Source organism: Acidovorax sp. Leaf78 (genome assembly GCF_001422735.1).
In the GTDB taxonomy this organism is placed as follows: domain Bacteria; phylum Pseudomonadota; class Gammaproteobacteria; order Burkholderiales; family Burkholderiaceae_C; genus Acidovorax.
Map to the genome: position 1 here is coordinate 15,810 of NZ_LMLZ01000026.1, position 26,023 is coordinate 41,832.

Below are 26,023 nucleotides of genomic sequence, written 5' to 3' on the forward strand. Positions count from 1 at the left end.
TTGTGGTTACACCACGCCCTGCGCCAGCATCGCGTCCGCCACCTTCACGAAACCGGCGATGTTGGCGCCGTCCACATAGCTCACGCGGCCATCAGCATGTTTGCCGTAGCGCAGGCAGGCGGCATGGATGCCCTGCATGATCTGCAGCAGGCGCGCATCGACCTCTTCGCGCGGCCAGGACAGGCGGGCCGCGTTCTGGCTCATTTCCAGGCCAGATGTGGCCACGCCGCCGGCATTGCTCGCCTTGCCGGGGGCGTACAGCACGCCCGCCGCCTCGAAGGCCTTGGCTGCGTCGATGGTGGAGGGCATGTTGGCGCCTTCGGCCACGCAGATGACGCGGTTCTGGATGAGGGTGGCCGCGTCCTTGGCGTCCAGCTCGTTCTGGGTGGCGCAGGGCAGGGCCACGTCCACCGGGACATGCCAGGGGCGCACGCCGGCTTCGAACTTCACACCGGTGCGTTTGGCATAGTCGCTCACGCGGCCGTAGTGGTGGTTCTTCACGTCCATCAGGATGGCGAGCTTCTCGGTGGTGAAGCCTTCTTCGTCGATGACGGTTCCGCTGGAGTCGGACACGGTGATCACCTTGGCGCCCAGCTCCAGGGCTTTTTCCACCGCGTACTGCGCTACGTTGCCCGAGCCCGAGACGGACACGCGCAGGCCGTCGAACGAACGGCCCTTCTGCTTGAGCATCTCCTGCGCGAAGTACACCGTGCCGTAGCCGGTGGCTTCGGGGCGGATCAGCGAGCCGCCGAACGACAGGCCCTTGCCGGTGAACACGCAGTCGGCCCGGTTGCTCAGTTTCTTCATCATGCCGGCCATGAACCCCACCTCACGGCCGCCCACGCCGATGTCGCCAGCCGGCACGTCGGTGTCGGCACCCACGTGGCGGAACAGCTCGGACACGAAGGCCTGGCAAAAGCGCATCACTTCACCGGCGCTCTTGCCCTTGGGGTCGAAGTCCGAGCCGCCCTTGCCGCCACCCATGGGCAGCGTGGTCAGCGCGTTCTTGAAGGTCTGCTCGAACGCCAGGAACTTGAGCACCGACAAGTTCACCGACGGGTGAAAGCGCATGCCGCCCTTGTACGGGCCGATGGCCATGCTGTGCTGGATGCGGTAGCCCCGATTCACCTGCACCTTGCCGTGGTCGTCCACCCACGACACGCGGAACATCACAGTGCGCTCGGGCTCCACCAGCCGCTCCAGCAGGCCGTGCTCGGCATAGCGGGGGTGCTGGGCAATGAAAGGCCACAGGCTCTCCATGACTTCCGTGACAGCCTGCAGAAATTCGGGCTGACCCGGATTGCGGTGGGCCACGTGAGAAAGGAAGCTGTCTGCGGACTCGTATTTCATGTTTCTCAAGACTTTCTGAAGCAAAAAAGGCAGGCAAGAGCGCACTGCAACACGACATTATGTTCAAAAGTTATACGTTCATGCGGATGTCTCTGCACAATGGTGGGGAATGTGGCCCATGAAATGCCACATGTTGGTGCGTCTGGTGGGCGGCAAAACGCCGTCACCGGTTGGCGGGAAGGGCGTCACGGCCTTGTCACAAGGTCAGCCCACAGTTCGGCGGTTCTAAACACAACGAGGAGAAGAACATGCACATTTCTGGTGCGAAATTGGGCGCAGTGGCTTTGCTGGCCACGCTGGCAGCTTGTGGTGGCGACAACGACAGCCCGTACCCCACCCTGAACGGCGACCGCCCTCTGGTCATTGGCCACCGCGGTGCCGCAGGCTACCTGCCCGACCACACGCTCGAAGGCTACAAGCGCGCCATTGAGATGGGCGCCGACTTCATCGAACCCGACCTGGTGGCCACGAAGGACGGCGTGCTCGTTGCCCGCCACGAACCCAACATCACCGGCACCACCGATGTGTCCACCCGCGCCGAGTTCGCCAACCGCAAGACCAAGAAAATGGTGGACGGCGTGCAGGAAGAGGGCTGGTTCGTGTCCGACTTCACCCTGGCCGAGATCAAGACGCTGCGCGCCATCCAGCCGCTGTCGGACCGCGACCCGTCGTTCAACGGCAAATTCCAGATCCCCACGCTGGAAGAAGTGCTGGACCTGGCCAAGAACGAAGGCACCAAGGCGGGCCGCACCGTCGGCGTGTACCCCGAGACCAAGCACCCCACGTACCACGTCAACCTGGGCCTGCCGCTGGAAGACCGCCTGCTCACCATCCTGGCCAAGTACGGCTACACCACCAAGGGGTCGCCCGTCATCGTGCAGTCGTTCGAGGTCTCCAACCTCAAGTACCTGCGCACCAAGACCCAGATCCGCCTGGTGCAACTGGTGGATGCGAACGACGTGAACGCCGACGGCAGCATAGACCTGACGGCCCCCTACGACAAGCCGTACGACTTTGCCGTGGCGGGCGACAAGCGCACCTTCGCCAGCCTGCTGACCGCCGATGGCCTGAAGGAAGTCAAGACCTACGCCGACGGCATCGGCCCCTGGAAGCCGTACCTGATTCCTTCCAAGCAAGTGGACGCCAACAAGGACGGCAAGCCCGATGACCTCAATGGCGACGGCGCGATCGACGAGCGCGACCGCGTGATGATGGCGCCCACCGACGTGGTAAAGAACGCCCATGCCGTGGGCCTGATGGTGCACCCCTACACCTTCCGCAGCGAAGCCAAGCGCCTGTCATCGGACTTCAAGGGCGACCCCAAGGCCGAGTACAAGCTGTTCTACAACCTGGGGGTGGACGGCGTGTTCAGCGACTTCCCTGATACGGCCAAGGCGGCGCGGGACAACTGATCGGCAGATCGACGGGGACACGGCGACCTTGTGCCGTGCCACTGCTGCAAAAACAAAGCCCGCGACCGCGGGCTTTGTTTTTGTGTGTTCGGTGCGCTGTCACGCCGTTGCTGCTGCCGTTGATGATGCCGTTGATGATGCCGGTGCAGTTGCAGCTTTGGCGGGCTCCTGGGCTGCAAGCTGGTCGGCGGGCGGCAAATCCATCCATGCCCGCATGAGCGCAGGCTGCTTGCGCAGCCAGTGCGTGGGCATGGCCTGCGTGCCCCAGACGGGGATGCGGCCGGCGTATTCACCCATCACCCAGAACTGCCGAAGCGCCAGGCACGGGGCGATGGCCGCCAGGTCCGCCGCGTGTATGGCGCGTACTCCGGTGTAACCGGCCAGGTAGCGGTGCCAGCGTTCCATCACCGCGGCAGTGGCGGGTGTTTCAAGACTGCGCGGCAGCAGCACCCACAGGTACACGCTCAGCTCGTACGCCAGCAGGCCCGGGCCTGCGTCGTCGAAGTCAAAAAACGCGGCCACGCGGCTGCGCTCGGCTCCTTCGGGGTTGTCGTGGCTGTCGGCCATGAAGTTGTTGCTGCCGTGGCAGTCGCCATGGCAATGCACGCGGGTGAGGTTCGGCAGGGCCGCAAAGCGCGAACGCAGGTTCTCGGCCAAGGCCGTGAATTCGCGCTCCAGAGCTGCATCCACAGTGGGTGCGGTGAGCATGCGTTGCAGCGATGCTTCCAGCAGCAGCGGCAGGTCCAGCGTGTAGTGGCTTTCGGGGCCTGCGTAGCTCTGTGCTGCGCCATGCAACTGGGCCAGGCCCCGGCCGGTGGCTTCGATATCCACCAGCGATTCGCCGGGCGGGTCGCCCGGTAGAAAGTCGAACAGCAGCAGCGCCCGGGCACCTTCGGGCAGTGCCAGCACCACGCTGAAGGACCCATCTGCCGCGGGCAGCGGCGCGGCGACCGGAATGCAGTGCGCGCGCAGGTGGGTCAGCAGCGCGGTTTCGTAGGCGATGTTGGGGTCGCCGCGGGGCCGTTCGGCGCTCAGCCGGGCGATGGCGTGGAGTCCGCTGGCAAAGCGCAGTTCATAGACTTGGTTGAAGCCGCGCCGCAGCAGCACGCAGTGCGCCACAGGGCCCAGGGGCCAGCCGGCTTCCACGGCGCGCGCAATGGCTTCGCCCGTGGGGGTGGTCTGTGCGATGAAGTGGGGGTCGAGGGCGATCATGGCGGGCGCTTCCATTCCAGCAGGGCGGGCGATTCTGCCGGCAAACGGCGGCCCGCGGCTTAACGGCAGCCAAAGGTGGGCCCCAGGGGCCTGTCCGGCGCGCCCGTCAGAAGCCCGCTGCGAACCCCACGCTCAGCAGCGTGCGACCCTGTTGGCGGCCCACCGTGGCATCCAGCTGGCGACCCGGTGCCCATTCCCAACGCGCTCCCGCCTGAAACACGGGCGCGCTGTGCTGGACGCCGAAGGCCTCCACATGCGGCGTGATGGCGCCCCAGCTGCGCTCCAGGGACACGCCCCAGGTGCCACGCCAGGACTGGCCGCGCTCGCGCAGGGTGCCCAGGTTGGCGTTGGCCACACCCCACGGCGCGGCGCAGGTGCCGATGAGGTTCAGCGCCACCACGCTGCCCCCGCTGTGGCCCCCGGGCTGCCTGCGGTGGGTGATGCCTGCGGAGCTGGCGGCGTTGCAGCCGTCGGTCTGCGCGGGGCTCCACAGCCACTTGGCCTGTACCCCCTGCAGCGTGTGGCGCTCTCCCAAGTCGCGCGCCAGCAGGGCGCCCAGCTCCAGCCCTTCGATGGGCGTGAAGGCCGGCGCTGCATAGACGGTGCCGCGCTGCCCGCGCTGGCCTTCCCACCAGGCTTCGATGTGGCCCTGGCCCACCTCATCCACACCCGCATCGTCCACGGTGAGCGGACGCCCTGCGTGGGCGGGGGGCAAGGCCAGGCAGAGCGCTGCCAGTACGGCGGGCACTGCGGACATGGCGGGATGGGGCTGGCGGTGGTGGGACGGCTGCATTGGCTGGAAGACTCTGGCTATGCGAATAGCGCGGGGAACAGCAGTGTGGTTCTGGGAAGGGACCTACCGACCGCGCAGGAACAGCGCGTCCAGTTCCTTCATCGACAACTGCCGCCACGTGGGCCGGCCGTGGTTGCACTGGTCGCTGCGGTCGGTGGTCTCCATCTGGCGCAGCAGCGCGTTCATCTCGTCGATGGTGAGCCGGCGGTTGGCCCGCACCGCGCCGTGGCAGGCCATGGTGCCCAGGATCTCGTTGCGGGCGCGCTGCACCACGGTGGTCGCGTCGTGCGCGGCCAGTTCGGCCAGCACGCTGCGGGCCAGCTCGACCGGGTCGCCAAAGCCCGACGCGGTGGCCAGCGTGGTGGGCACGGCCCGCACGGCCAGGGTCTTGGGCGAGAACGGCACCACCTCCAGGCCCAGCAGGGCGAGGACCTCGGTGGATTCTTCGGCGGTGGCGACTTCTTCGGCCGTGGCGGCGAAAGTGGCAGGGATCAGCAGCGGCTGGCTGGCAATGCGCGCGCCGCTGTCCACCTGGGATTTGAGGCGTTCGTACACGATGCGTTCGTGCGCGGCGTGCATGTCCACGATGATCATGCCCTGCGCGTTCTCGGCCAGGATGTACACGCCGTGCAACTGTGCCACGGCGCGGCCCAGGGGCCAGGTGGTCTCTGGGGTGTCTCGGCCGGTGCCGGCGGGTGCGCTGCCTGCCATGGCATTGGCGCTGAGTGGTGCAGCGGCTGGCGGCGGGAACGCGGTAGCTGGAGAGCTCCAGGGCGGTGCCTCGGCCGATTCGCCAGCGGGCCTGTCCTGTCCTGGCTGCCCCAGCGGCCCCTGCGTGCCTTGCCACAGGGCCTGGCCGCCTGGCGCGCTGGCCGCAGCAGGGTCCTTGCGCGGGCCCCAGAGTGCCTGCAGGTCGGCCACCTGGTGGCCACGTTCTTCAAATCTGATAGCGGATTGCGCTTGCCAGGTGCGCGGTAGCGCCTGTTTTGACGTCACAACGGCAGCGCTGTCGTCCGCGGGGCTCGCATCGCCCTCGGCAGAGGCTGCGGCGGCTGCCGCGGCCAGCGCTGCGGCGCGTGGTGCGGCCAGCGCGTTTTCCACCGCATGGCGCACCGCCTGGTGCACTTCGCGGCTGTCGCGAAAGCGCACCTCGATCTTGGTGGGGTGCACGTTCACGTCCACGCGCGCCGGGTCGATCTCTACATACAGCGCATACACCGGCTGCTTGTGGCCATGCAGCACGTCTTCGTACGCGCTGCGCGCGGCGTGGGTCAGCACCTTGTCGCGCACGAAGCGGCCATTGACATAGCAGTACTGGTGGTCGGCGCGCGAGCGTGCGGCGTCGGGCAGGCCCGCGCGGCCGGTCACGACCACCGGGCCCACGCGGTGCTGTACGGCGACCGACTGCGCCACGAAGTCTTCGCCCAGCACGTCCGACAGGCGCCGCGCCAGCGCATCCTGCAGGCCGTTGGCGCTGGCCTTGCCCGGCACGAAGGTCGCGCGCCACTGCTCCACCAGCTTGCCTTCGTGCCAGATGGCAAAGCCCACATCGGGCCGCGCCAGCGCGTGGCGGCGCACGGACTCTATGCAGTGCGCAAGCTCCGTGGCATCGGTCTTCAGGAACTTGCGGCGCGCCGGGGTGGAAAAGAAAAGCTCCTTGACCTCCACCGTGGTGCCCGTGCCGCGGGCAGCAGGGCGCAGCTCGCCGCTGCGCGCGTCCAGCAAAAAGGCGTTGGCTTGCGCGGCAGGGCGCGAGAGCAGGGACATCTCGGACACCGAGGCGATGGCCGCCAGCGCCTCGCCCCGAAAGCCCATCGTGGCCACGGTTTCCAGGTCGTTCAGGTTGGTGATCTTGCTGGTGGCGTGGCGGCGCAGCGCCACAGGCAGTTCCTCGTGCGGAATGCCGCCGCCATCGTCTTCCACGGTGATCAGGCGCACGCCGCCTGCGGACAGCCGCACGGTGATCTGCGTGGCGCCGGCATCGAGCGCGTTGTCCACCAGCTCGCGCACCACGGACGCGGGGCGCTCCACCACTTCGCCGGCCGCGATCTGGCTGATCAGCTCGTCGGGCAGGTCGCGGATGGGGCGGCGAGGGGGGATGGGGGCGCTGGCCGGCAGGGCCGTGGCGAGGGGGGCGGTGGTGTCGTTCACCCGGTGGATTTTAGGGCCGGGCTCGCGCAGGGGCTTTGCGGGTCACCCCGGCGGGCTGGGGATAATGCCCGCTGCTTTTTTCAACACCAGCCCCATGGAACTTGTCACCTTTCTCATCGATTTCATCCTGCATGTGGACAAGTACCTCGAGGCGTTCGTGCAAGCGTACGGCCCGTGGGTGTACGCGCTGCTGTTTCTCATCGTGTTCGTGGAAACCGGCGTGGTGGTCATGCCGTTCTTGCCGGGCGACTCGCTGCTGTTCATCGTCGGGGCGCTGTGCGGGGCGGGGCTGATGAGCCTGCCCATCGCGTGCGTGGTGCTGATCGCGGCGGCCATCCTGGGCGACCAGTGCAACTACTCGATCGGGCGGTACTTCGGGCCCAAGGTGTTCCAGTGGGAGGACTCGCGCTGGTTCAACCGCCGTGCGTTCAACCAGGCGCATGATTTTTATGAACGCTACGGCGGCGTCACGATCATCCTGGCGCGCTTCATGCCCTTCATCCGCACCTTCGCACCCTTCGTGGCGGGTGTGGCCGAGATGAACCGTGCCAAGTTCACCGCCTTCAATGTGGGCGGTGCGCTGCTGTGGGTGCTGGGCATTTGCACCGCAGGCTACTTCTTCGGCAACTTTGCCTGGGTGAAGGACAACCTAGACAAGATCATCTGGGCCATGATCTTCATCCCCGGGCTGATCGCGATCTTCGGTGCCTGGCGCGCCGGGCGGGCTGCCAAGGCCGCCTGAAGCATCGCCCACAGGGCCCTCAAAGCAAAACTCCTGGCGCTCGGTGTACGAGTGCCAGGAGTTTTTTTACGCCGCCATCATTCGCCCGGGCGGGCGGTGATGGTGGTTGTGAAGCAAATTAACGGCGATATCCACGGCGTTGGTCGCGGTCTTCACCGATTTCATGCCCCACCAGCGCGCCGGCTGCTGCGCCGCCAATGGTGCCCACGGGGCCGCCGAAGATGGCATTGCCCGCGGCACCGCCGACCACGGCGCCTACGCCGGTACCCACTTGGGCATTGGTGGGGTTGGAAGCACAACCACCCAGGGCAAGGGCCGCGGTGCAAGTGGTCGCAAGGAGGATGTGACGGATTTTCATGGCAAGAGTCCTTTGTGGTGTGGATTCAGGCCTTGCAGCTGTGCAGCGGGTTCTGCTCAACTCGACCTGTGACTGAAATATCCCCCGCGCACCGTGCTGCTGGCGTAGGCAAGCTGGGGCGGAGCCTGTAGGACATGCCGCGCCGCGCCTGACGGCCAGGCGTGATCCGCTGGGGCCCGTACGTCGCGCAGCAATGCCGCAGCATTGCCCGTGGCGAGGTGATGGCAGGGGATGAACCGCAGCGTCGATTTGCTTCATTTCTTAGGGTTTACGAGGCGTCGCCCCCGTTGCCAAGCCTGCGGCGCAGACAGATCATTGATCGGTCATGAACACAAGCCGCGAACACAACGCGGCCAACCAGGGGATACCACGATGGGCCAGCACACCAACTCCGCGGGGCAAGGCCCCCAGCTCACCGTCGCGCAGCAGATCAGCCTCATCGTCGGGGTGGCGGTGCTGGCGCTGGTGATCGTCCTGGCGCTGAGCCTGGTGCGGGTGCAGACCCTGGGCCGCACCGTCGACCAGCTGGCGACCGAGCAGGTCGAGCGGCTGCAGCTGGCCCTGCGCTGGCGCAGCAACATCGCCGTCAACTCCACGCGTGTGTTCTCCATTGCGCAGAGCGACGGTGACGACCTGCAGAACTACTTCAAGGACATGGTGGCCGCCACCACGGCAGACACCAGCACGGTGCAAAAGCGCTACACCGAGCTCGAGAAAAGTCCCGAAGGGCTGCGCATCCAGGAGGAGCTGGCCGCCGTGCGCAAGAACTACCTGGAGGCCCGCGACAAGTCCCTGGCCCTCAAGAAGGCGGGCGACATGGCGCAGGCCAAGAGCTACGCCCTGGGCACGTTCGCACCGGTGCTCAACCAGTACAACACCGTGGCCGACAAGATGGTGGCCTACCAGGTGCAGCGCTCGGCCGAGCAGGCTGGCGAGGCGGCTTCGCTGATCAGTTCGTACCGCACGACGGTGCTGGTGGCGGGCGTGGCCGGGCTGGCGCTGCTGGTGGTGCTGTCGGTGGTGGTCGTGCAGCGCATCCGCCGGTCACTGAACGAAGTGGCCTCTGTGGCCCAGCGCATCGGCGAGGGCGATTTGTCGCAACCCATCCATGCGCAGGGCCGGGGCGAGGTGGCGCGGATGATGCAGGCGATGCAAACCATGCAGGCCTCGCTGGTGCGCATCGTGGGCGACGTGCGCCACAGCAGCGACAGCATTGCCACGGGCTCCAGCGAGATCGCCGCGGGCAACGCCGACCTGAGCCAGCGCACCGAAGAACAGGCGGCCAACCTGGAGGAGACCGCCGCGTCGATGGAAGAGATCACGAGCACCGTGAAGAACAACTCCGACACCGCGCAGCGCGCCGCGGTGCTGGCGGGCACGGCATCGGCCGCGGCCGTGAAGGGCGGCGAAGTGGTGGGCCAGGTGGTGGCCACCATGCAAGACATCTCGGCCGCGTCGCGCAAGATCACCGACATCATCGCGGTGATCGATGGCATCGCGTTCCAGACCAATATCCTGGCGTTGAATGCCGCCGTGGAGGCCGCCCGCGCGGGCGAGCAGGGCCGGGGCTTCGCGGTGGTGGCCAGCGAGGTGCGCAGCCTGGCCGGGCGTAGCGCCGATGCGGCCAAGGAGATCAAGGCCCTGATCAACGCCAGCGTGTCCAGGGTGGACGATGGCACGCAGCTGGTGAGCAATGCCGGCCAGAGCATGGAAGACATCGTCACACAGGTCAAACGCGTGAGCGATCTGATCGGCGAGATTTCGAGCGCGACGGGCGAGCAGACCATCGGCATCAGCCAGGTGGGCGAGGCGGTGACCCAGCTCGATCAGGTCACTCAGCAAAACGCCGCGCTGGTAGAGCAAAGCGCCGCAGCGGCCGACAGCCTCAAGCACCAGGCTTCGCGGCTGGCCCAGGTGGTGAGCGTGTTCCGCGTGTAGCTTTAAAGGGCTGGGCGAAAGAGCGGAACGTGTGCCAGGTGTTCAGCGCTCGCCCGGCTGCAGGCACAGGGTGACCAGCAGCGACGCAGGCTGCACGGCTTTCAGTGCATGCAGCATGCGCGGCGCCAGGTGCACGAAGTCGCCGGCGCGCAGTTGCTGCACCGTGCCCTCGTTCATGAACTCCACCACGCCTTCGATGCATTGCACCGTGGCTTCGCCCGGGGTCTGGTGTTCTTTCATGGATTTGCCCACCGGCAGCACCACGCGGATGACCTCGAGCTGACCCGCCTTCAGGATGGCGGTGGTGATGGATTCGGGCAGGTGATCACCCAGTGGGCGAACGCTGACGATCTGGCCGGATTGGGCGTGGGGCAGTGCCATGGCATGTCTCCTTGGGGGCCGTGGCGCACGGGTCTGCACAGAGGGGCGGGACTGCACGCGCGGTGTGGATGATGCAGGCTACTTTGCCCGCTCTTGGCGGTCCGCGCAAGGCAGGGGACCTGGAGTCTGTTGACGATCTCCATCCATCCCCTGCGAGATTGTCATCAGGCTCTTACACCGAGCGGCTGCGCGCCAGCGGCGGGTTCTTGGCAAAGTAGCGCGTGATACCGCGCATCAGCGCATCGGCCAGCTGCTCCTGGTAGGCGCTGCTGCGCAGGCGCTGCTCTTCTTCGGGGTTGCTGATGAAGGCGGTTTCCACCAGCACGCTGGGGATGTCGGGGGCCTTGAGCACGGCAAAGCCTGCCTGCTCCACGCGGGGCTTGTGCAGTTTGGCCATGCCGCCGATCTCGCCCAGCAGCACGCTGCCGAGTTTCAGGCTGTCGTTGATCTGCGCAGTGGTGCTCATGTCCAGCAGCGCGCGCTGCACATGCTGGTCCTTGGACTGCACGTTGATGCCGCCCACCAGGTCGGCCTGGTTTTCCTTGTTGGCCAGCCAGCGCGCGGCGGTACTGGAGGCGCCGCCCTGGCTCAGTGCGAACACGCTGGCGCCACGTGCGGCCGGGGTGGTGAAGGCATCGGCATGGATGGAGACGAACAGGTCGGCCTGCACGCGCCGGGCCTTTTGCACGCGCACGCCCAGCGGCACGAAGAAGTCGCCGTCGCGCGTGAGGAAGGCGCGCATCGGGTTGCCGCCCACCGTGGTGGCGTTGATGCGGTCGCGCAGCAGGTGGGCCACGCGCAGCACCACGTCCTTCTCACGCGTGCCGGCCGGTCCGATGGCGCCGGGGTCTTCGCCGCCGTGGCCGGGGTCCAGTGCCACGATGATGATGCGGTCGGTCTGCGTCGAAGTGGCCCTATTGGTTGTGGGGCGCGCAGGCTCGGCCGGTGGCGGCGCTGCGGCCACCACAGGTGGTGGCGGTGCACCGGGCGGCCCAGGGCGCTGGCTGCGCTGGGCGATCAAGTCCCCCAGCGGGTCGGTTTCGGCGGGCGGCTGGGGGCCGGTGCGTGCGGTGACGGTGGGCGGCGCAGGCAGCGTTTTGCCGGCGGCGGGTACGTCGCGCAGGCGCTCGGCGATCAGTGCTTCGAGCGGGTCCACCGGGGCGGCCGGGTACAGGTCGAACACCAGGCGGTGCTGGTAGGCGGCCACGGGCGGCAGGGTGAACACCTGGGGCATGGCGGCCTGCTTCAGGTCCACCACCAGGCGCACCACGCCGGGCGCGTTTTGGCCCACGCGGATGCCGGCGATGTTCGGGTCGTCGGGCTTGACCTTGGCCACCAGCTCGCGCAGTTCGGGGCTCAGGTCGATGCCTTCGATGTCCACGGCCAGGCGCGGCGGCGTGGTCACGAAGAACTGCTTGGCCACCAGCGCGCCGTCGGATTCGATGGTCACGCGGGAGTATTCAGGGGCGGGCCAAACCCGCACTGCGAGGATGGTGGCGCCACGGGCGATCTGCTGCGTGCCCAGCAAAAGGACCAGGCTGCCCGCCTGCAGCAGCGTGCGGCGGGATGGCTGGCGCGGCGCCGGGCGGGGGGGCAGAGTCATTCGTTCAGAGTCCTTGCAGCAGGTGGAGGCCGTAGGCCGTATGGGCGTGCACCGTGACGGTCCTTTCGGTATCGTCAATTGCTTCAATGTGTATAGCAAGGTCTGCAGGCGGCGTCAGCGCTGCAGCCTTTTCCGGCCATTCTGCCACCTTGAGGCCGGGGTTGGCAAAAATGTCCCTGAATCCGGCGTCTTCCCACTCGCGCGGGTCGTCGAAGCGGTAGAAGTCGAAGTGCCAGACCGTGGTCGCATGCGGCGCAAGGCCCGGCGCCTCGTGCGGCTCCACCACGGCGTAGGTGGGGCTCTTGATGCGGCCCTCCACGCCCAGGGCACGCAGCAGGTGGCGCACCAGCGTGGTCTTGCCGGCGCCCAGGTCGCCGTGCAGCGTGACAAACGCGTTGGCCAACTGGGGCTGCGCGGCAAGGCGGCGGGCAAAGGCGGCGGTGTCGTCCTCGCTGTGCCAGGTGAAATGGCGGGCGGGTTCGGCGGCGCCGGGCGTGCCGCTTTCTACAATCTGGCCGGTATGTGGTGCAACAGTCAACTCGTTCCTCAAATGCAGGAGTGGGCCCGCGAACTGGGATTTTCCCAAATCGGCGTGGCGGGGGTGGACTTGTCCGCTGCAGAGCCCGGGCTTTCGGCCTGGCTGGCGCAGGGGTTCCATGGCGAGATGCATTACATGGCATCGCACGGCCTCAAACGCGCCCGCCCGTCCGAGCTGGTGCCCGGGACGGTGAGCGTGATCACGGCGCGCATGGATTATTTGCCGCGGTACACCGGGCAGGCGGCGGGCCAGGGTTCGGCGGAAGAAGGCAGCCAAGGCGCGGGGCCCGCCTGGCAGGCCCACGAGCTGGCACGGCTGACCCGCCCGCACGAGGCCATCGTCTCGGTCTATGCCCGGGGGCGTGACTACCACAAGGTGCTGCGCGCCCGGCTGCAGAAGCTGAGCGACCGCATCGCCGAGGCCATCGGCCCGTTCGGCCACCGCGTGTTCACCGACTCCGCCCCGGTGCTGGAGGCCGAGCTGGCCGCGCGCAGCGGGCAAGGATGGCGCGGCAAGCACACGCTGGTGCTCAACCGCGAGGCGGGGTCGATGTTCTTCCTGGGCGAGATCTACGTGGACATGGCGCTGCCCGAGAGCGCGCCCGTCACCGCGCATTGCGGCAGCTGCAGTGCCTGCATCGACGTGTGCCCCACGCAGGCCATCATCGCGCCGCACCGCATCGATGCGCGGCGCTGCATCTCGTACCTCACCATCGAGCACGCCGGGGCCATACCGCTGGAGCTGCGGCCGCTGCTGGGCAACCGCATCTACGGCTGCGACGACTGCCAGCTCATCTGCCCCTGGAACAAGTTCGCGCAGGTCAGCCGGCTCCCCGATTTCGACGAGCGCCAGGGGTTGTCGGGCCAGCAGCTGGTGCATTTGTTCGCGTGGGACGAGGCCACCTTTTTGCGCATGACCGAGGGTGGGCCCATCCGGCGCATCGGGCACGAGCGCTGGCTGCGCAATGTGGCGGTGGCGCTGGGCAATGCGCTCAAGGCCACGGGAGATGGCAGCTTGCGGACGGCGCTGCAGTCGCGGGCGGACCATGAAAGCGCCCTGGTGCGCGAGCACGTGGCGTGGGCGCTGGGTCGGGAGTTTGAATGAAAAGGGCCTCTGCCGCTTGATGGGTAAGCGCTAGCAGCTATCAAAATGATAGTTGGTGCATCAACGCATCAACGCATCAACGCACCAGCAGCCCCGCGCTTTTGAGCGTCTCCACCAGCCCCTGCGCAAACCGCTCGTAGCCTGTAGCGTTGGCGTGGATCTGGTCGGACCGCAGGCTCGCGTCGGCCAGCACCGTGGACCAGCCCTTGCTGTGCAGGGGGATCTTCAGCTCGCTGGCAATCTCTTCGTACATCGCATGGTCGCTCAGCAGGCCGGCCGAGGCTGCCAGAAACGACAGCTCGGGCACGGCCACCAGCACCACCTGGGCGCCGCTGGCGCGGGCCTGCGTGCAGATGCTGCGGATGTTGGCGCGTGTGGCGGTGGCGCTCTGGCGGCGCAGAAAGTCGTTGCCGCCAATGCCGACGATCACGAGCGCCGGCTGGTGCTTTTGCAGTAGTGCGGGCAGGCGCTCCAGCGCCTGGGCCGAGGTGTCGCCCGACACGCCGCCGTTGACCACCTTCCAGCCCGTCAGCCGCTGCAGTACGGCAGGGTAGGCCGTATCGGCCGATGCGCCCACGCCGGAGGTCAGCGAGTCGCCCAGCGCCAGCACGGTGGCATCGGGTGGCACCGCCTGGCCGCGCGGGGCCTTGCGGCCGCAGGCGGCCAGGGGCGCAGCGGCGAGCAGAGCCAGGCCCGCCATCAGCGCGCGGCGGCGCGCCAGGGTGGGATTGGCATGGGTGCCAGGTGCGGCAGGGCAGGCATCGGTCATCGCAGGAACCCCAGGGCAAATGGCAGGCTCACCATGCCAAGCAAGGTGGACATGGTCACCAGGCCGGCCACATACGGCCCGTTGTAGCCCATGCGGGCGGCCAGCACGTAGCAGGTGGAGGCCGTGGGCAGGGCCGAGAACGCCAGCAGCATCGTGGTCTGCACCGGGTTCAACCCGAACAGGCGCGCCATGCCGAAGGCGATGAGTGGTTGCACCAGGTGCCGAATGGACAGCACGGCCACGCTGAGCGTCTTGCCCCGCGTGAGCAAGCCAAATTCCAGGCCCGCGCCGGCGGCCATGAGCCCCAGCGCCAGCGACGCCGCGCTGATGCGGCCCACGGTGGGCGCCGCCCAATCGGGAATCTGAAAACCGAGCAGGTTGGCCACCAGCCCCGACAGCGTGGCCACGATGAGCGGGTTGCGCGCCAGTTCGCGCAGAAAGCTGTGCTTGCCGTTGCGCGCCATGGGCCACACGGCGGCCACGTTGAACAGCGGCACGCACACGCCGATCAGCACGGCGATCATGAGCAGCCCCTCGGTGCCCGCCAGGCGCTCGGCAATCGCCAGGCCAATGAAGGAGTTGAAGCGGAACGCCACCTGCGCGCTGGCCGCATGGTCGCGCACATCGATGCGCTTGCCCACCCAGGGCCAGTGCGGCAGGCTGTAGGCCAGCGCAATGCCGATCAGCCCCGACAGCAGCCCCGCCGCGATCAGGCCCGAGGCGGCGCCGATGTCCACCGGGCTCTTCACGATGGACTGGAACAGCAGCACCGGAAAGAGCAGGTAGTACACCAGGCTCTCCACCGGTTGCCACACCGACCGGTTCAGCGCGGTGTACCGGCAGATGAGGTAGCCGCACAGGATGAGAGAAAAGTCGGGGAGCAGGAGCTGGGCGTAGTTCACCGCCTGAGAATACTTGATGCCGGACAGGACTTGGGGTTAGCCCTTATGTGGAATCCGCAGGCTGCCGCAGCACGCATTGCGCATACCATCGGCGCTGTCTGTCTGTACCCCCGCACGAAGGAGAACTCGAATGCATCGTCGTCAATGGCTTGCTCTGACTGTACTGGCCGCGGCCGCCGGATCGGCCGCCGCCCAGGGATACCCCAACAAGGTGATCAAGCTGCAGGTGCCGTTTGCACCCGGCGGCACCACCGACATCATTGCGCGCGTGATCGCCGACCCCCTGGGCCGTGCCCTGGGTCAGAGCGTGATCGTGGAGAACAAGGCCGGTGGCGGCGGCATCGTGGGCGCGTCGGAAACCGCCCGCTCGGCACCGGACGGCTACACGCTGGGCATCGCCACCGTGTCGACCACGGCGGCCAACCCCGCCATCAACCCCAAGACGCCGTACAACCCGCTGACGGACTTCACGCCTGTCATCAACATCGCGGCCACGCCCAACATCATTGCGGTGAACCCCAACTTCCCCGCCAAGGACTACAAGGCCTTCGTGGCAGAGCTCAAGAAGTCGCCCGGCAAGTACTCGTACTCGTCGTCGGGCACGGGCGGCATCGGCCACCTGCAGATGGAGCTGTACAAGAGCCTGTCGAACACCTTCGTCACGCACATCCCCTACCGTGGTGCTGGCCCTGCGCTGAACGACACCGTGGCCGGCCAGGTGCCGATGATCTTCGACAACCTGCCCTCGGCCCTGCCGTTCATCAAGGACAACCGCCTGGTGCCCATCGTGGTGGCAGCGCCCCAGCGCGTGGCAGCCCTGCCCAACGTGCCAACGTTCAAGGAACTGGGCCTGGAGCCTGTGAACCGCATGGCCTACTACGGCATCGTCGGCCCCAAGGGCCTGCCCAAGGACATCGTGGACAAGATCAACGCCGGCGTGCGCAAGGCGCTGGAAGACCCGGCCGTGAAGAAGCGCATCGAAGAGACGGGCTCCATCGTGCTGGGCAACACGCCCGAGCAGTTTGCCGAGCAGATCAAGGCTGAGTTTGCTGTGTACAAGGAAGTGGTCGTCAAGCAGAAGCTGACGCTGGAATAAGCACACCGCACCACTGACAGGGGTGCCTCGCGCAGCCTTGCCCCAGCCGCCCGCTCACCCGGGCGGCTTTGTTTTTGGGGGCGGGCATTCCCGGCCCTCGGTACGGCACAGCGCCGCGGTTTTACGTGCTATCGTTTTTCCATGTCCGATGCCAGCCTGAATGCGATAGATGCCTTTGTCGACGCCCTCTGGCTGGAGGACGGCCTCTCGCGCAACACCCTGGCGGCCTACCGGCGCGATCTCACGCTGTATGCGCAGTGGCTGGCCGCGCAGCAGCCTGCCGTGGCCCTGGACGACACGGCCGAGCACCACCTGAACGGCTACTTTGCGGCGCGGCACGCAGAGACCCGCGCCACCACGGCCAACCGGCGGCTCACGGTACTGCGCCGCTACTTTCACTGGGCGCTGCGCGAGCGCCGCATCACGGCCGACCCCACGGTGCGCCTCACCGCCGCCCGCCAACCGCTGCGCGTGCCCAAGACCCTGTCGCAGACGCAGGTGGAGGCGCTGCTGAACGCGCCCGACCTGGGCAACCCGCTGGGCGTGCGCGACCGCACCATGCTGGAGCTGATGTACGCCAGCGGCCTGCGCGTGACCGAGCTCGTGACGCTCAAGACCTTTCAGCTGGGCCTGGCCGAAGGCGTGCTGCGCGTGATGGGCAAGGGTGGCAAGGAGCGCCTGGTGCCCTTTGGCGAGGTGGCCCGCCAGTGGCTGAACCAGTACCTGCAGGAGGCGCGCGGCGCCATCCTTGGCGGTCAGCAGACGGACGACCTCTTCGTCACCCAGCGAGGCAGCGGCATGACGCGGGTGATGTTCTGGGTCATCGTCAAGAAATGGGCGGCCGTGGCGGGCATCACCGTACCGCTGTCGCCCCACACGCTGCGCCATGCGTTTGCCACCCACCTGCTCAACCACGGCGCCGACCTGCGCGTGGTGCAGCTGCTGCTGGGGCATGCCGATATTTCCACGACCACCATCTACACCCACGTGGCGCGGGAGCGGCTCAAGGTGCTGCATTCGGAGCACCATCCGCGCGGGTGACGCAGCGCTGCGGTGCGTGGTAGTGCGGTGCCAGATCTGATTTCACACAACAACACAAGGAGACGAAAGCATGAAGAAGAAACTGATGGCAGGCGCATTGCTGCTGGGGTTGGCCACCCTGTCCATGGCCCAGGGCTGGCCGTCGGCCAAGCCCATCCGCCTCATCGTGGGCTACCCGCCCGGCGGGGGCATCGACTTTGCCGCCCGCACGGTGCAGGTGCCGCTGCAGGAAGCGCTCAAGCAGCAGATCGTGGTCGACTACAAGCCGGGCGCGGGCGGCATGCTGGCCGCGACCGAGCTCACGCGCGCAGCGCCGGACGGCTACACCATCCTGCTGGCCAACACCGGACCGTTCGCCATCGCGCCCTACCTGCAGCGCAAGATGCCCTACGAGCCGCTCAAGCAGTTCAGCTACATCGGCCAGATCAGCCAGGGGAGCTACATCGCCGTGACACGCCTGGACCACCCTGCCAAGGACCTCAAGGACTGGGTGGCCTGGGCCAAGGCCAACGCCGGCAAGGTGAACTTCGCGTCGGGCGGCGCGGGCACGTCCACGCACTTGAACGGCGAGCTCATGAACCAGGCCACCGGACTAGATGTGACGCATGTGCCGTACAAGGGCAGCGCGCCGGCGGTGCAAGACCTGATCGGCGGCCAGACGCAGTTGCTCATCGATGCGGGGCCGGTGCTGCTGCCGCAGATCAAGGGCGGCAAGCTCAAGGCGCTGGCCGTGACCGGGCCCCGGCGCGACCCGCAGCTGCCCGATGTGCCCACGGTGGGCGAGCTGGGCCTGGGGGCGATGGAGTCGGTGGGCTTTCAGGGCCTGGTCGGGCCTGCGGGCCTGCCCAAGGAGGTGGTGGACAAACTCAGCGCCGAGCTTGCCAAGGTGCTGGCGCAAGCGGACATCAAGGCCAAGTTCGCGGCCACGGGCTCCGAAGTGCATTCACTGGGCCCGGTGGAGTTTTTCAGCTTCGTGAAGGGTGAGAACGAGAAATGGGCCAAGCTCATCCGCGAGCGCAAGCTGGAACTCGATTGATGGATTGATGAGTTGATGACTGGATGAACTGGCGAGCTGCACGCCGCCGGACCGGCGGCGGTGCTTGCGGGTCACGTGGCGGCGCTGCGGCGGTTGCTACGCGTCACGCAGCGAGATGCACCGGAATACATCGCACAAAGCAGAAAGCAAAATGAAAAAAGCCCTGTCGAGCAGGGCTTTTTGCAGGGGCAAACGCTTGTCACGGCGCTGAAGCGCTCACGCAGCGGTTGATCTGCCTACTCGTCGTTCAAGCCTTCAGCCCAGGTCAGTGCCTGCAAGTGGGCCCAGTTGACTTGGCGGTTGGACAGGTGCAGCGCATCTGCATTCTTGGCAAAGGCCACTTCGTCGCCGCTTTCGCAGGCGATGGTCAGCTCCAGGAACGGCGCGAACACGCCCGTGCGGCGCAGCAGCGCGTCCATCACGGGTTCGGGCAGGGCCACGGACTCCAGGGCCTTTTCCAGCGGCACGCCCAGCATGGTGTCCAGCAGCGAGAACACGCCCACCACGAAGGCGTTGTCGCATTCTTCGGGCGGTAGCAGCTCGGCAGCCAGCAGCTCCATCAGGCGGCCGCGCACCACGGCGGTCTGGCCCACGGCCGGCGGCGCACCGCCCGCGCGGGTGGTGGTCATCAGCAGGGCCGCCCAGCGGAACAGCTTCTTGAGCCCCAGGATCATCACCGCGTGGCGGAACGAGGTGATCTCGCACGACAGGCCAAAGCCCGACGAATTGATGAACCGCAGCAGGTTGAAAGACAGCGTGGGGTCTTTCTTGAGCAGGTCTTCGATCTCGGCCGTCGTGGCCTGTTTGCGCACCAGGTTGATCAGCTGGATGATGGTGGCCTGCGACGGGCGGATGGTGGTGGCCTTGACCAGCGCGGGCTTGGCGAACCAATAGCCCTGGAAGAGCTTCACACCCAGGCCGCGCATCAGTTCGTACTGCTCGGCGGTTTCCACCTTTTCGGCGACCAGGGTGGCCTTGCTGTGGGTGGTGGCGAACTTGACCAACGGCGTGGCCAGTTCGGGCTTGAAGGCCATCATGTCCAGCTTGACGAACGCGGCCAGCGGCAGCCAGCTGGTGTAGGCGCGGCGCAGGGCCTGTTGGTCGAACGCCAGGCGAAAGCCGCGTGTGCGCAGGGCTTCGAGCGTGGGCAGGCGGCCTTCGATCTCTTCGGCCGTGGCGCCGTCGGGAAGGGGGGGCACCTCCAGCACCACCTTTTCAGGGTGGATCAGTTCCAGGTGGCCGCCCGAGAGGCTGTCGTGCGTGCAGTTGATGAAGACAGTCTTCTTGCCCACCAGCGCTTCGGTGCCCGCGTACGACAGGGCGTTGAAGAGCAGGGCCGCATCGCTGGCGGCGGTGTGCGCGTCGGAGGCGGTGGAGCGGTCGAACAGCTCGTAGCCATAGACCGCGCGGGTTTCGTCCACGATGGCCTGACGCGCAATGATGGCAATGTTCTCGTCGACGGGTTCGAGCGCAGGAGCAACTGCTTCGGGGGCGTCTTGTTCGGGTGAGCTGGACATGGGGTCTGCGGTAGGGTTTGCGGGGCTGCGTTGATTCTAGACCCCACAGCCGCCGCAGCCCAGCACTGGTTTGCAGGTGTGCGGCCGCTGCGTCACGCCGTGACCTGGTCCGCCCAGGCCAGGGCCTGTAGGTGGGCGAAGTTGATCTGCTGGCTGCTCAGGTGCAGCAGGCCGGCCGTGCGGTCGAAGGCTGCGTCGTCGCTCGACTCGCACGCCTCGGCCAGCGTGAGCAGGTCGCCCAGGAAGCCTTCGCGGCGCAGCAAGGCCGCGGCCACGGGCTCTGGCACGTTGAGCAGGCCGAGCGCGGATTCCATAGTCATGGACAGCATCACGTCCAGCAGCGAGAAGATGCCCACCACGAAGGCTTGGTCGGCTTCTTCCGGGGGCAGGGTTTCCAGCGCCAGCAGCTCCATCAGGCGGCCGCGCTCCACGGCGGTCTGGCCCACGGACGACGGTGTGCCGCCAGCGCGCGAGGCCGTGAGCAGCAACGCCGCCCAGCGGAACAGCTTTTTGAGGCCCATGAGCATCACCGCCTGGCGGAAGGACGTGATCTCGCGCGACAGGCCGAAGCCCGCCGAGTTGATCAGGCGCATGAGGTTGAAGGCCAGGCCCGCATCCTTCTTGAGCGTCTCTTCGATGTCGTCCGTGCTGGCCTGTTTGCGCACCTGGTTGATGAGCTCGATGATGGCCCCCTGCGACGGGGTGAGCAGCTTGGCCTCGACCAGCGCGGGCCGCGCGAACCAGTAGCCCTGGAACAACTGCACGCCCTGGCTGGACACCATGTCGTACTGCTGGGCGGTTTCGACTTTCTCGGCGATCAGTTCGGCCTTGGAGTTGCGTCCCGCGTAGCTGATGAGCACGGCCAGCTGGTCTGGGGCCAGTACGGAGAGGTCGAGCTTGATGTAGTCCGCCAGCGGCAGCCACGGCGCGTAGGCCGACTGCAGCACCGTGTGGTTGAACGCGAGGTGAAAACCCCGGTCGCGCAGCTCGGCCAGGATGGGCATGCGTGTGGCGACTTCTTCGGCCGCGGTGTGGCCCAGCGGCGGGATCTCCAGCACCACCTTGTCCGGGTCCAGCAACTCCAGGTGGCCGCCCGAGAGGCTCTCGTGGGTGCAGTTGACGAAGATCAGCTTCTTGCCCACCAGCTCTTCGGTGCCCGCGTGCGACAGCGCGGTGAACACCAGGATGACATCGGTGGCCGCGGTGTGCGCGGCGCCGGTGCGCGAGCGGTTGAACAGCTCGTAGCCCACCACCACCTGCTGCGCATTCACGATGGCCTGCCGCGCGATCATGGCGACCGACGTCTGGCTGCCAGGGGGCGGGGGGGTGAGGGTAGCGCCGGGAGCAGTGGGTGAGGTCATGGGTAGAGTATGAAAGAAAGAGGGGCTGACATCAAAGGCGCCGGCGCGGCGGATTGTAGGAGGCTACGCCGGACGGCCCCGTGCGCCGGGGTCAGATCTGCTGCAGCCAGCGAAGTTCGTTGTCGGTAAAGCCTGCCTTGCGGCGTGCGGCCTCGTTGAAGGGGGGCTTCAGGCGCGGCGCCTCGTACTCGGTCACCAGTGTGCCGTAGTGGGTCTCGGGGTCGTGCCCTTCGCGCTCGCACAGCCAGCGGTACCAGTGATTGCCGATGGCCACATGGCCGACCTCGTCGCGCAGGATGATGTCCAGGATGGCCACTGCCGCCAGGGCGTCGGGTGCGCCCACCTGGCGCAGCTTGGCCTGGATCTGCGGCGTGGCATCGAGCCCCCGGGCCTCCAGCGTGCGCGGCACCAGCGCCATGCGGGCCAGGATGTCGTGGCTGGTCTTCTCGCACATCGTCCACAGCCCCTGGTGGGCCGGAAAGTCGCCGTAGTCATGCCCGTGGCTGCGCAGGTGGTCGCGCAGCAGTCTGAAGTGCCGTGCCTCTTCGGCCGCCACCAGCATCCAGTCGAGGTAGTAGGCGCGCGGCATGCCGCCAAAGCGCCAAACGGCGTCCAGCGCCAGGTTGATCGCGTTGAACTCGATGTGCGCAATGGCGTGGATCAGCACGGCGCGGCCCTCGGGCGTGGCCGGAGAGCGCCGCGCCATGTCGGTGTGGCGCCGCAGCTCCGGCCGTTCGGGACGGCCCGGCAGGTCCCGGTCGTGGGTGCCGTGCGGCAGGGTAGGGGTGCTATCTGCTATCGAAAGCGTAGCTGCTTGCGCATGCAGGTCCAGCGCGGCAGCCGCTTTTTGTTCAGGGTCCGCAAGGCACAAGACCTGCAGTGCACGGTGGCGAAGCTCCATCCTTACAATTCTAGGCCTTGCCACCGGGCCCATCGTGCACGCTTTTGTAACGCCGGCCGGGGGCGTGTGGGCACCAACACAGGGCGGCTGGGCGTGCCGACCATCACGGAGACTCTTGCATGGCGATATACGAACTCGATGGCATGGTGCCCCAGCTGGCGGCATCGGCGTGGGTGGCCGACAGTGCCCAGGTGATGGGCAACGTTGTACTGGGGGAAGACACCAGCGTGTGGTTCGGCACGGTGATCCGGGGCGACACCGAGACCATCACCATCGGCGCGGGCTCTAACATCCAGGATGCCAGCGTGCTGCATGCCGACATCGGCAAGCCGCTGGTGGTGGGCGAGCGCGTGACGGTGGGCCACCAGGTCATGCTGCACGGCTGCACCATCGGTGACGAGACGCTGATCGGCATCGGTGCCGTGGTCCTGAACGGCGCCAAGATCGGCAGGCACTGCCTGGTGGGGGCCGGCGCGCTGGTCACCGAGGGCAAGGAATTTCCCGATGGCTCCATGATCATCGGCAGCCCCGCCAAGGCGGTGCGCGAGCTCACCCCCGAGCAGATCGAGGGCCTGCGCCAGAGCGCCCAGCACTACATCGACAATGCGCGCCGTTTCCAGAACGGCCTGCATAAAATCGGCTGAAAAGATTGACGAACCCCTGAGCCACTTCGCGGCTGTCCGCCTCTCTCGCTGCGGGAGGCGGCGCACCCGGGTGGCCTGGCGACACCAGTTGCAGGGGGCACTCACTGGGCCGCGCCGGTTTAGCGGCTGGCTGGTGGTGCGCAATGTGATGGATGGCACCTTCTAAGTGCCGGTAATTTTTGGGAATTTTTTGCGTGTCTGAACTTCACAAGTTTCTTTTCGACGGTCTGCCCGTGCGCGGCATGATCGTGCGCCTGACCGATGCGTGGACCGAGATCCTGCGCCGTCGCGCCAACAACACCAGCGGCGGTGCCTACCCCGCGCCGGTGAGCGAGCTGCTGGGCGAGATGGCCGCCGCCGGTGTGCTGATGCAGTCCAACATCAAGTTCAACGGCGCGCTGGTGCTGCAGATCTTCGGCGACGGCCCGGTGAAGCTGGCGGTGGCGGAGGTGCAGTCCGATCTGAGCCTGCGCGCCACGGCCACGGTGAACGGCGAGCTGCCCGACGGCGCACGCTTGAGCCACATGGTCAACGTGGCCGGCGGCGGGCGCTGCGCCATCACCCTCGACCCGAAAGACCGCCACCCCGGCCAGCAGCCCTACCAGGGCGTGGTGCCCCTGCATGGCGACCACCGCGAAAAGCTCGAGCGCCTGTCGGACGTGCTGCAGCACTACATGCTGCAGTCCGAGCAGCTCGATACCGTGTTGGTGCTGGCCGCTAACGACCAGGTGGCCGCAGGCGTGTTGATCCAGCGCATGCCCATCAAGGGCGAGGGCAACTTGGCCACCAGCCTCAGCCACAGCGAAAACGAAGACCAGATCGGCCACAACGAGGACTACAACCGCATTGCACATCTGGCGTCCAGCCTGACGCGCGAAGAGCTGCTCACGCTGGACGTCGACACCATCCTGCGCCGTCTGTTTTGGGAAGAAAAACTGCTGCGTTTCGAGCCGCAGCAGGGTGACCAAGGCCCCCGCTTCGCATGCACCTGCAGCCGAGAGCGCGTGAGCAGCATGCTGCGTAGCCTGGGCCCCGAGGAGGCCGAGAGCATTCTGGCCGAGCGGGAGGACATCGAGGTGGGCTGCGAGTTCTGCGGGCAGCAGTACCGCTTCGACGCGGTGGATGCAGCGCAGATCTTTGTGTCGCCCGCAGCCAGCCAGCCTCCGGGGCCGAGCGGGATCCAGTAAACCGGCCCGTTGACGTCCATGCGGTCGTTGCTGGGGCATCTCCAGCTTCAAGTCGCCGGGTTACCTACGCCGTGGGGCCGGGTGCCGCTTGGCTGGTGCGGCTGACGTTGCGCACTTGGCAAGGGCATTGGGCGATTTATGTGACGCGGCGTACCCGCTCGCGCACCCGCCCTGACCATCGTTGACAATCGCGCGCCTTTTTTTCTTGCGCCGCCCGCAGGCGCACACCTAAGATCGGCCTTCTTTGCGCGAGGGTGGCCGGCGTTGCCGCTGGTGGCTATCGTTTTTCAGGGCGTACTCCGGGCATCGTCTCGGGTTCGTGGGGACTTCGGGCGGTGTTGCAAGAGGGGTTATGGATATTCTTCGTCGGGTATGGGGTGGGGCACGACGCGCTGCGGCGCCGTCGCTGGAGCTGGGTGACAGCGCCTCGGGGCGCGACTCCCTGCGCGCCGACACCCTGCTGGCGGCGCTGGATATCGACGCCGCGATCAACGCGCACGAGCGCTGGAAGACCCACCTCATGGACTACCTGGAAGGCCGCACGACCCACGGCCTGGACCCCGCCGAAGTGCGCCGCAGCGACCGAGGCGCCCTGGGGCGGTGGCTGCACGGCCTGGGCGGCGAACTGCTGAGCGACCAGCCCGCCTATGCCGTGCTGATGGCGCGCCACCAGTATTTTCATGAACAGGCGGCGCTGCTGGTGGAACTGGCTCAGCAGGGCGAGTGGGACAAGGCAGTGCAGGTGCTCAACGGCGGCTACCGTTACGGGTCGGGTCAGGTGGTGCTGTTGCTCAAGGAACTCAAGCGGGGCCTGGTGCAGCAGCCGCAGGCCTGAGGGGCTGGCGCCGATGGGCATCGGACGGAGGCTGCGTCCAGCCGCGGGTGCTGCCCTTCATGCAGGGGCCGACGCTGACCGCTGAACCGCCCGTGTGGAAGATGGGCGGCCGTTGCCTCAGCCGCTCTGGCTGTCGCGCCCCGTCAGTGCAGTGAAAAGGCGGTGCTCGCATTCCGGGTCGCTGCATTTCTCGCAGTTCCACGCCCGCAGCCTTGCCGTGCGGGTGGCGGATGGGTCCGTATCGGGTTCAAAATGGCCGCTACCGCTTGATGGATAAGCGCTTGTCGCTATGCTTTTTATAGCGTTGAGTGCACTGGTGATTCTCTGTGCACCCTGTCCATACACCACCCGGTAGCTGATGCCCGCGCGTGCGAGTGCTGATCGCAGCTCCGCGTCGGCGGCCTCCTGGGCGCGCCGGTCGCTGTCCGGGCAGGGTTGATCCAAACCCATCAGCAACACCGTGGTGCCCGCCGCGTCGGCGGCCGCCGCCGGGTCTGCCGTGGCATCCAGCATGTGGCCCCACGCCAGGCGCACCGATGTGGTGGCTGGGTGCCGCTCCAGCGCTGCACAGAGCGCCTGCACGCCGGTACCGGGCGCGCCCAGCAGGATGACGGAAGGCGGAGAAGTCACGGTGCAATGGGCCTGGGGTGGATGCCGCCCGTCATGCGGCAGCTTTGGGGTAATGGGCGGGAAGGATAAAGACAGCCAAGGGGAGCGTGCGCAGACAGTTCTTGAGCGGTGCACGCGAGGTCTGCAGTGCGTGCCCCTCTGCAGGTAAAAGCTCCAACCACCCACACAGTCACCACCGGCATCACCGGCATCACCGGCACTACAGTGGGCGCAGCGTGGGCTCAGCGCGGCGTGAACTGCACATACACCTCGTTGGGCTTGACCATGCCCAGTTCGCTGCGTGCTTTTTCTTCCACCATGTCCAGGCCCTCCTTCAGGTCGTGCACCTCGGAGGACAAACGCTCGTTGGCCTGCCGGGCCTGGTCATTGGCGGCCTTCTGCACATCGATCTGCCGCTGCATCTCGTTGACGCGCGGCACACTGCCACGCCCCAGCCAAAGCTGGGCGTGCAGCGCTGCCAGCAAGGCCAGCAGGATGACAGGCACGACGCGTGAACCCATGACTCAGGGGGTGGGTAGGTCA

The 26,023-nt window shown here is 67.1% G+C and carries 25 protein-coding genes; 10 read left to right on the forward strand and 15 right to left on the reverse strand.

The features are described from left to right. Nucleotides 1-6: 6 nt before the first annotated feature. Nucleotides 7-1,350, reverse strand: coding sequence for an NADP-specific glutamate dehydrogenase (gene gdhA, locus ASF16_RS24460; RefSeq protein WP_056173615.1), 1,344 nt, complete (start codon nt 1,348-1,350; stop codon nt 7-9). Between the two features lie 248 nt (nt 1,351-1,598). Here gdhA and ASF16_RS24465 point away from each other — a divergent pair, with 248 nt between their 5' ends. Then, the gene (locus ASF16_RS24465; RefSeq protein ID WP_056173616.1) at nt 1,599-2,762 is read left to right on the forward strand and encodes a glycerophosphodiester phosphodiesterase; all 1,164 of its coding nucleotides are present in this window, start codon (nt 1,599-1,601) and stop codon (nt 2,760-2,762) included. 99 nt (nt 2,763-2,861) lie between these two features. Here ASF16_RS24465 and ASF16_RS24470 read toward each other — a convergent pair whose 3' ends face one another. The 3 genes from ASF16_RS24470 to mutL form a co-directional block, all read right to left on the reverse strand. Then, nucleotides 2,862-3,974, reverse strand: a complete 1,113-nt coding sequence (locus ASF16_RS24470; protein WP_082517143.1) for a phosphotransferase enzyme family protein — start codon at nt 3,972-3,974, stop codon at nt 2,862-2,864. Nucleotides 3,975-4,080: 106 nt separating this feature from the next. Continuing rightward, complete coding sequence (locus ASF16_RS24475) at nt 4,081-4,731, reverse strand: hypothetical protein (RefSeq protein ID WP_235507505.1); 651 nt, start codon at nt 4,729-4,731, stop codon at nt 4,081-4,083. 99 nt (nt 4,732-4,830) lie between these two features. Further along, nucleotides 4,831-6,918: a DNA mismatch repair endonuclease MutL gene (mutL, locus tag ASF16_RS24480; RefSeq protein ID WP_056173622.1), complete on the reverse strand. Its 2,088-nt coding sequence runs from the start codon at nt 6,916-6,918 to the stop codon at nt 4,831-4,833. 94 nt (nt 6,919-7,012) lie between these two features. On the opposite strand from mutL, the gene ASF16_RS24485 reads away from it, so the two are divergent. Next, nucleotides 7,013-7,660 carry a DedA family protein gene (locus tag ASF16_RS24485; RefSeq protein ID WP_056173976.1) on the forward strand — a complete coding sequence of 216 codons (648 nt, stop codon included), beginning with the start codon at nt 7,013-7,015 and terminating at the stop codon, nt 7,658-7,660. Between the two features lie 118 nt (nt 7,661-7,778). Here the strand turns inward: ASF16_RS24485 and ASF16_RS24490 are convergent, their stop codons facing one another. Beyond that, nucleotides 7,779-8,018: a glycine zipper 2TM domain-containing protein gene (locus ASF16_RS24490; protein WP_056173625.1), complete on the reverse strand. Its 240-nt coding sequence runs from the start codon at nt 8,016-8,018 to the stop codon at nt 7,779-7,781. Between the two features lie 372 nt (nt 8,019-8,390). On the opposite strand from ASF16_RS24490, the gene ASF16_RS24495 reads away from it, so the two are divergent. Next, nucleotides 8,391-9,956 (forward strand): methyl-accepting chemotaxis protein, encoded by a 1,566-nt coding sequence (locus tag ASF16_RS24495; RefSeq protein WP_056173628.1) that lies wholly within the window; start codon nt 8,391-8,393, stop codon nt 9,954-9,956. A gap of 42 nt (nt 9,957-9,998) precedes the next feature. On the opposite strand, the gene ASF16_RS24500 is transcribed toward ASF16_RS24495, so the two are convergent. The 3 genes from ASF16_RS24500 to tsaE form a co-directional block, all read right to left on the reverse strand. Continuing rightward, nucleotides 9,999-10,337, reverse strand: a complete 339-nt coding sequence (locus tag ASF16_RS24500) for a cupin domain-containing protein (protein ID WP_056173631.1) — start codon at nt 10,335-10,337, stop codon at nt 9,999-10,001. A gap of 172 nt (nt 10,338-10,509) precedes the next feature. Further along, on the reverse strand, nt 10,510-11,940 hold the full coding sequence (locus ASF16_RS24505) for an N-acetylmuramoyl-L-alanine amidase (protein ID WP_056173634.1): 1,431 nt from the start codon (nt 11,938-11,940) through the stop codon (nt 10,510-10,512). Between the two features lie 4 nt (nt 11,941-11,944). Beyond that, complete coding sequence (gene tsaE, locus ASF16_RS24510; protein ID WP_056173637.1) at nt 11,945-12,478, reverse strand: tRNA (adenosine(37)-N6)-threonylcarbamoyltransferase complex ATPase subunit type 1 TsaE; 534 nt, start codon at nt 12,476-12,478, stop codon at nt 11,945-11,947. Nucleotides 12,479-12,490: 12 nt separating this feature from the next. Between tsaE and queG the strand changes: the two genes are divergently transcribed. Beyond that, a complete protein-coding gene (gene queG, locus ASF16_RS24515) occupies nt 12,491-13,582 on the forward strand; it encodes a tRNA epoxyqueuosine(34) reductase QueG (protein ID WP_056173639.1) in 1,092 nt (363 codons plus the stop codon). A gap of 76 nt (nt 13,583-13,658) precedes the next feature. Here queG and ASF16_RS24520 read toward each other — a convergent pair whose 3' ends face one another. Together ASF16_RS24520 and ASF16_RS24525 are read right to left on the reverse strand one after the other, a co-directional pair. Beyond that, nucleotides 13,659-14,351, reverse strand: coding sequence for a GDSL-type esterase/lipase family protein (locus tag ASF16_RS24520; RefSeq protein ID WP_082517134.1), 693 nt, complete (start codon nt 14,349-14,351; stop codon nt 13,659-13,661). After that, nucleotides 14,348-15,253 carry an AEC family transporter gene (locus ASF16_RS24525; RefSeq protein ID WP_056173642.1) on the reverse strand — a complete coding sequence of 302 codons (906 nt, stop codon included), beginning with the start codon at nt 15,251-15,253 and terminating at the stop codon, nt 14,348-14,350. The genes ASF16_RS24520 and ASF16_RS24525 overlap by 4 nt, the downstream gene beginning before the upstream one ends. Before the next feature lie 130 nt (nt 15,254-15,383). On the opposite strand from ASF16_RS24525, the gene ASF16_RS24530 reads away from it, so the two are divergent. The 3 genes from ASF16_RS24530 (at nt 15,384) to ASF16_RS24540 (ending at nt 18,426) form a co-directional block, all read left to right on the forward strand. Next, nucleotides 15,384-16,349, forward strand: a complete 966-nt coding sequence (locus ASF16_RS24530; protein WP_056173646.1) for a tripartite tricarboxylate transporter substrate binding protein BugE — start codon at nt 15,384-15,386, stop codon at nt 16,347-16,349. Between the two features lie 141 nt (nt 16,350-16,490). Beyond that, a complete protein-coding gene (gene xerD, locus ASF16_RS24535; protein ID WP_056173648.1) occupies nt 16,491-17,390 on the forward strand; it encodes a site-specific tyrosine recombinase XerD in 900 nt (299 codons plus the stop codon). Nucleotides 17,391-17,460: 70 nt separating this feature from the next. Beyond that, nucleotides 17,461-18,426, forward strand: a complete 966-nt coding sequence (locus ASF16_RS24540) for a tripartite tricarboxylate transporter substrate binding protein (RefSeq protein ID WP_056173651.1) — start codon at nt 17,461-17,463, stop codon at nt 18,424-18,426. A 236-nt stretch (nt 18,427-18,662) separates the two neighbouring features. Here the strand turns inward: ASF16_RS24540 and ASF16_RS24545 are convergent, their stop codons facing one another. The 3 genes from ASF16_RS24545 to ASF16_RS24555 form a co-directional block, all read right to left on the reverse strand. Further along, nucleotides 18,663-19,943 (reverse strand): EAL and HDOD domain-containing protein, encoded by a 1,281-nt coding sequence (locus ASF16_RS24545; RefSeq protein ID WP_056173654.1) that lies wholly within the window; start codon nt 19,941-19,943, stop codon nt 18,663-18,665. A gap of 92 nt (nt 19,944-20,035) precedes the next feature. Further along, a complete protein-coding gene (locus ASF16_RS24550) occupies nt 20,036-21,304 on the reverse strand; it encodes an EAL and HDOD domain-containing protein (RefSeq protein ID WP_056173657.1) in 1,269 nt (422 codons plus the stop codon). Nucleotides 21,305-21,395: 91 nt separating this feature from the next. Then, nucleotides 21,396-22,205: a ferritin-like domain-containing protein gene (locus ASF16_RS24555; RefSeq protein WP_056173660.1), complete on the reverse strand. Its 810-nt coding sequence runs from the start codon at nt 22,203-22,205 to the stop codon at nt 21,396-21,398. Between the two features lie 119 nt (nt 22,206-22,324). Between ASF16_RS24555 and ASF16_RS24560 the strand changes: the two genes are divergently transcribed. The 3 genes from ASF16_RS24560 to ASF16_RS24570 all read left to right on the forward strand — a co-directional run bounded on the left by ASF16_RS24560 (nt 22,325) and on the right by ASF16_RS24570 (nt 24,871). Next, entirely contained in the window at nt 22,325-22,849 is a 525-nt protein-coding gene (locus ASF16_RS24560; RefSeq protein WP_056173663.1) for a gamma carbonic anhydrase family protein, read from the forward strand. A gap of 194 nt (nt 22,850-23,043) precedes the next feature. Continuing rightward, nucleotides 23,044-24,036: an Hsp33 family molecular chaperone HslO gene (locus ASF16_RS24565; RefSeq protein ID WP_056173666.1), complete on the forward strand. Its 993-nt coding sequence runs from the start codon at nt 23,044-23,046 to the stop codon at nt 24,034-24,036. 352 nt (nt 24,037-24,388) lie between these two features. Continuing rightward, nucleotides 24,389-24,871 carry a CZB domain-containing protein gene (locus ASF16_RS24570; RefSeq protein ID WP_056173669.1) on the forward strand — a complete coding sequence of 161 codons (483 nt, stop codon included), beginning with the start codon at nt 24,389-24,391 and terminating at the stop codon, nt 24,869-24,871. 117 nt (nt 24,872-24,988) lie between these two features. Here ASF16_RS24570 and ASF16_RS24575 read toward each other — a convergent pair whose 3' ends face one another. Both ASF16_RS24575 and ASF16_RS24580 read right to left on the reverse strand, forming a co-directional pair. Further along, nucleotides 24,989-25,501 carry a hypothetical protein gene (locus ASF16_RS24575; protein ID WP_156372221.1) on the reverse strand — a complete coding sequence of 171 codons (513 nt, stop codon included), beginning with the start codon at nt 25,499-25,501 and terminating at the stop codon, nt 24,989-24,991. 221 nt (nt 25,502-25,722) lie between these two features. Beyond that, entirely contained in the window at nt 25,723-26,001 is a 279-nt protein-coding gene (locus ASF16_RS24580; RefSeq protein ID WP_056173675.1) for a septum formation initiator family protein, read from the reverse strand. Between the last annotated feature and the right edge of the window lie 22 nt (nt 26,002-26,023).

Bases quoted from the DNA above. Each gene is read 5' to 3' on its own strand.
- gdhA (WP_056173615.1), bottom strand. From the start codon at position 1,350: ATGAAATACGAGTCCGCAGACAGCTTCCTTTCTCACGTGGCCCACCGC.
- ASF16_RS24505 (WP_056173634.1), bottom strand. From the start codon at position 11,940: ATGACTCTGCCCCCCCGCCCGGCGCCGCGCCAGCCATCCCGCCGCACG.
- ASF16_RS24550 (WP_056173657.1), bottom strand. From the start codon at position 21,304: ATGACCTCACCCACTGCTCCCGGCGCTACCCTCACCCCCCCGCCCCCT.
- ASF16_RS24475 (WP_235507505.1), bottom strand. From the start codon at position 4,731: ATGTCCGCAGTGCCCGCCGTACTGGCAGCGCTCTGCCTGGCCTTGCCC.
- queG (WP_056173639.1), top strand. From the start codon at position 12,491: ATGCAGGAGTGGGCCCGCGAACTGGGATTTTCCCAAATCGGCGTGGCG.
- ASF16_RS24540 (WP_056173651.1), top strand. From the start codon at position 17,461: ATGAAGAAGAAACTGATGGCAGGCGCATTGCTGCTGGGGTTGGCCACC.
- ASF16_RS24560 (WP_056173663.1), top strand. From the start codon at position 22,325: ATGGCGATATACGAACTCGATGGCATGGTGCCCCAGCTGGCGGCATCG.
- ASF16_RS24580 (WP_056173675.1), bottom strand. From the start codon at position 26,001: ATGGGTTCACGCGTCGTGCCTGTCATCCTGCTGGCCTTGCTGGCAGCG.
- ASF16_RS24555 (WP_056173660.1), bottom strand. From the start codon at position 22,205: ATGGAGCTTCGCCACCGTGCACTGCAGGTCTTGTGCCTTGCGGACCCT.
- ASF16_RS24570 (WP_056173669.1), top strand. From the start codon at position 24,389: ATGGATATTCTTCGTCGGGTATGGGGTGGGGCACGACGCGCTGCGGCG.
- ASF16_RS24495 (WP_056173628.1), top strand. From the start codon at position 8,391: ATGGGCCAGCACACCAACTCCGCGGGGCAAGGCCCCCAGCTCACCGTC.
- ASF16_RS24530 (WP_056173646.1), top strand. From the start codon at position 15,384: ATGCATCGTCGTCAATGGCTTGCTCTGACTGTACTGGCCGCGGCCGCC.
- ASF16_RS24490 (WP_056173625.1), bottom strand. From the start codon at position 8,018: ATGAAAATCCGTCACATCCTCCTTGCGACCACTTGCACCGCGGCCCTT.
- ASF16_RS24485 (WP_056173976.1), top strand. From the start codon at position 7,013: ATGGAACTTGTCACCTTTCTCATCGATTTCATCCTGCATGTGGACAAG.
- ASF16_RS24545 (WP_056173654.1), bottom strand. From the start codon at position 19,943: ATGTCCAGCTCACCCGAACAAGACGCCCCCGAAGCAGTTGCTCCTGCG.
- xerD (WP_056173648.1), top strand. From the start codon at position 16,491: ATGTCCGATGCCAGCCTGAATGCGATAGATGCCTTTGTCGACGCCCTC.
- ASF16_RS24465 (WP_056173616.1), top strand. From the start codon at position 1,599: ATGCACATTTCTGGTGCGAAATTGGGCGCAGTGGCTTTGCTGGCCACG.
- ASF16_RS24520 (WP_082517134.1), bottom strand. From the start codon at position 14,351: ATGACCGATGCCTGCCCTGCCGCACCTGGCACCCATGCCAATCCCACC.
- ASF16_RS24500 (WP_056173631.1), bottom strand. From the start codon at position 10,337: ATGGCACTGCCCCACGCCCAATCCGGCCAGATCGTCAGCGTTCGCCCA.
- ASF16_RS24470 (WP_082517143.1), bottom strand. From the start codon at position 3,974: ATGATCGCCCTCGACCCCCACTTCATCGCACAGACCACCCCCACGGGC.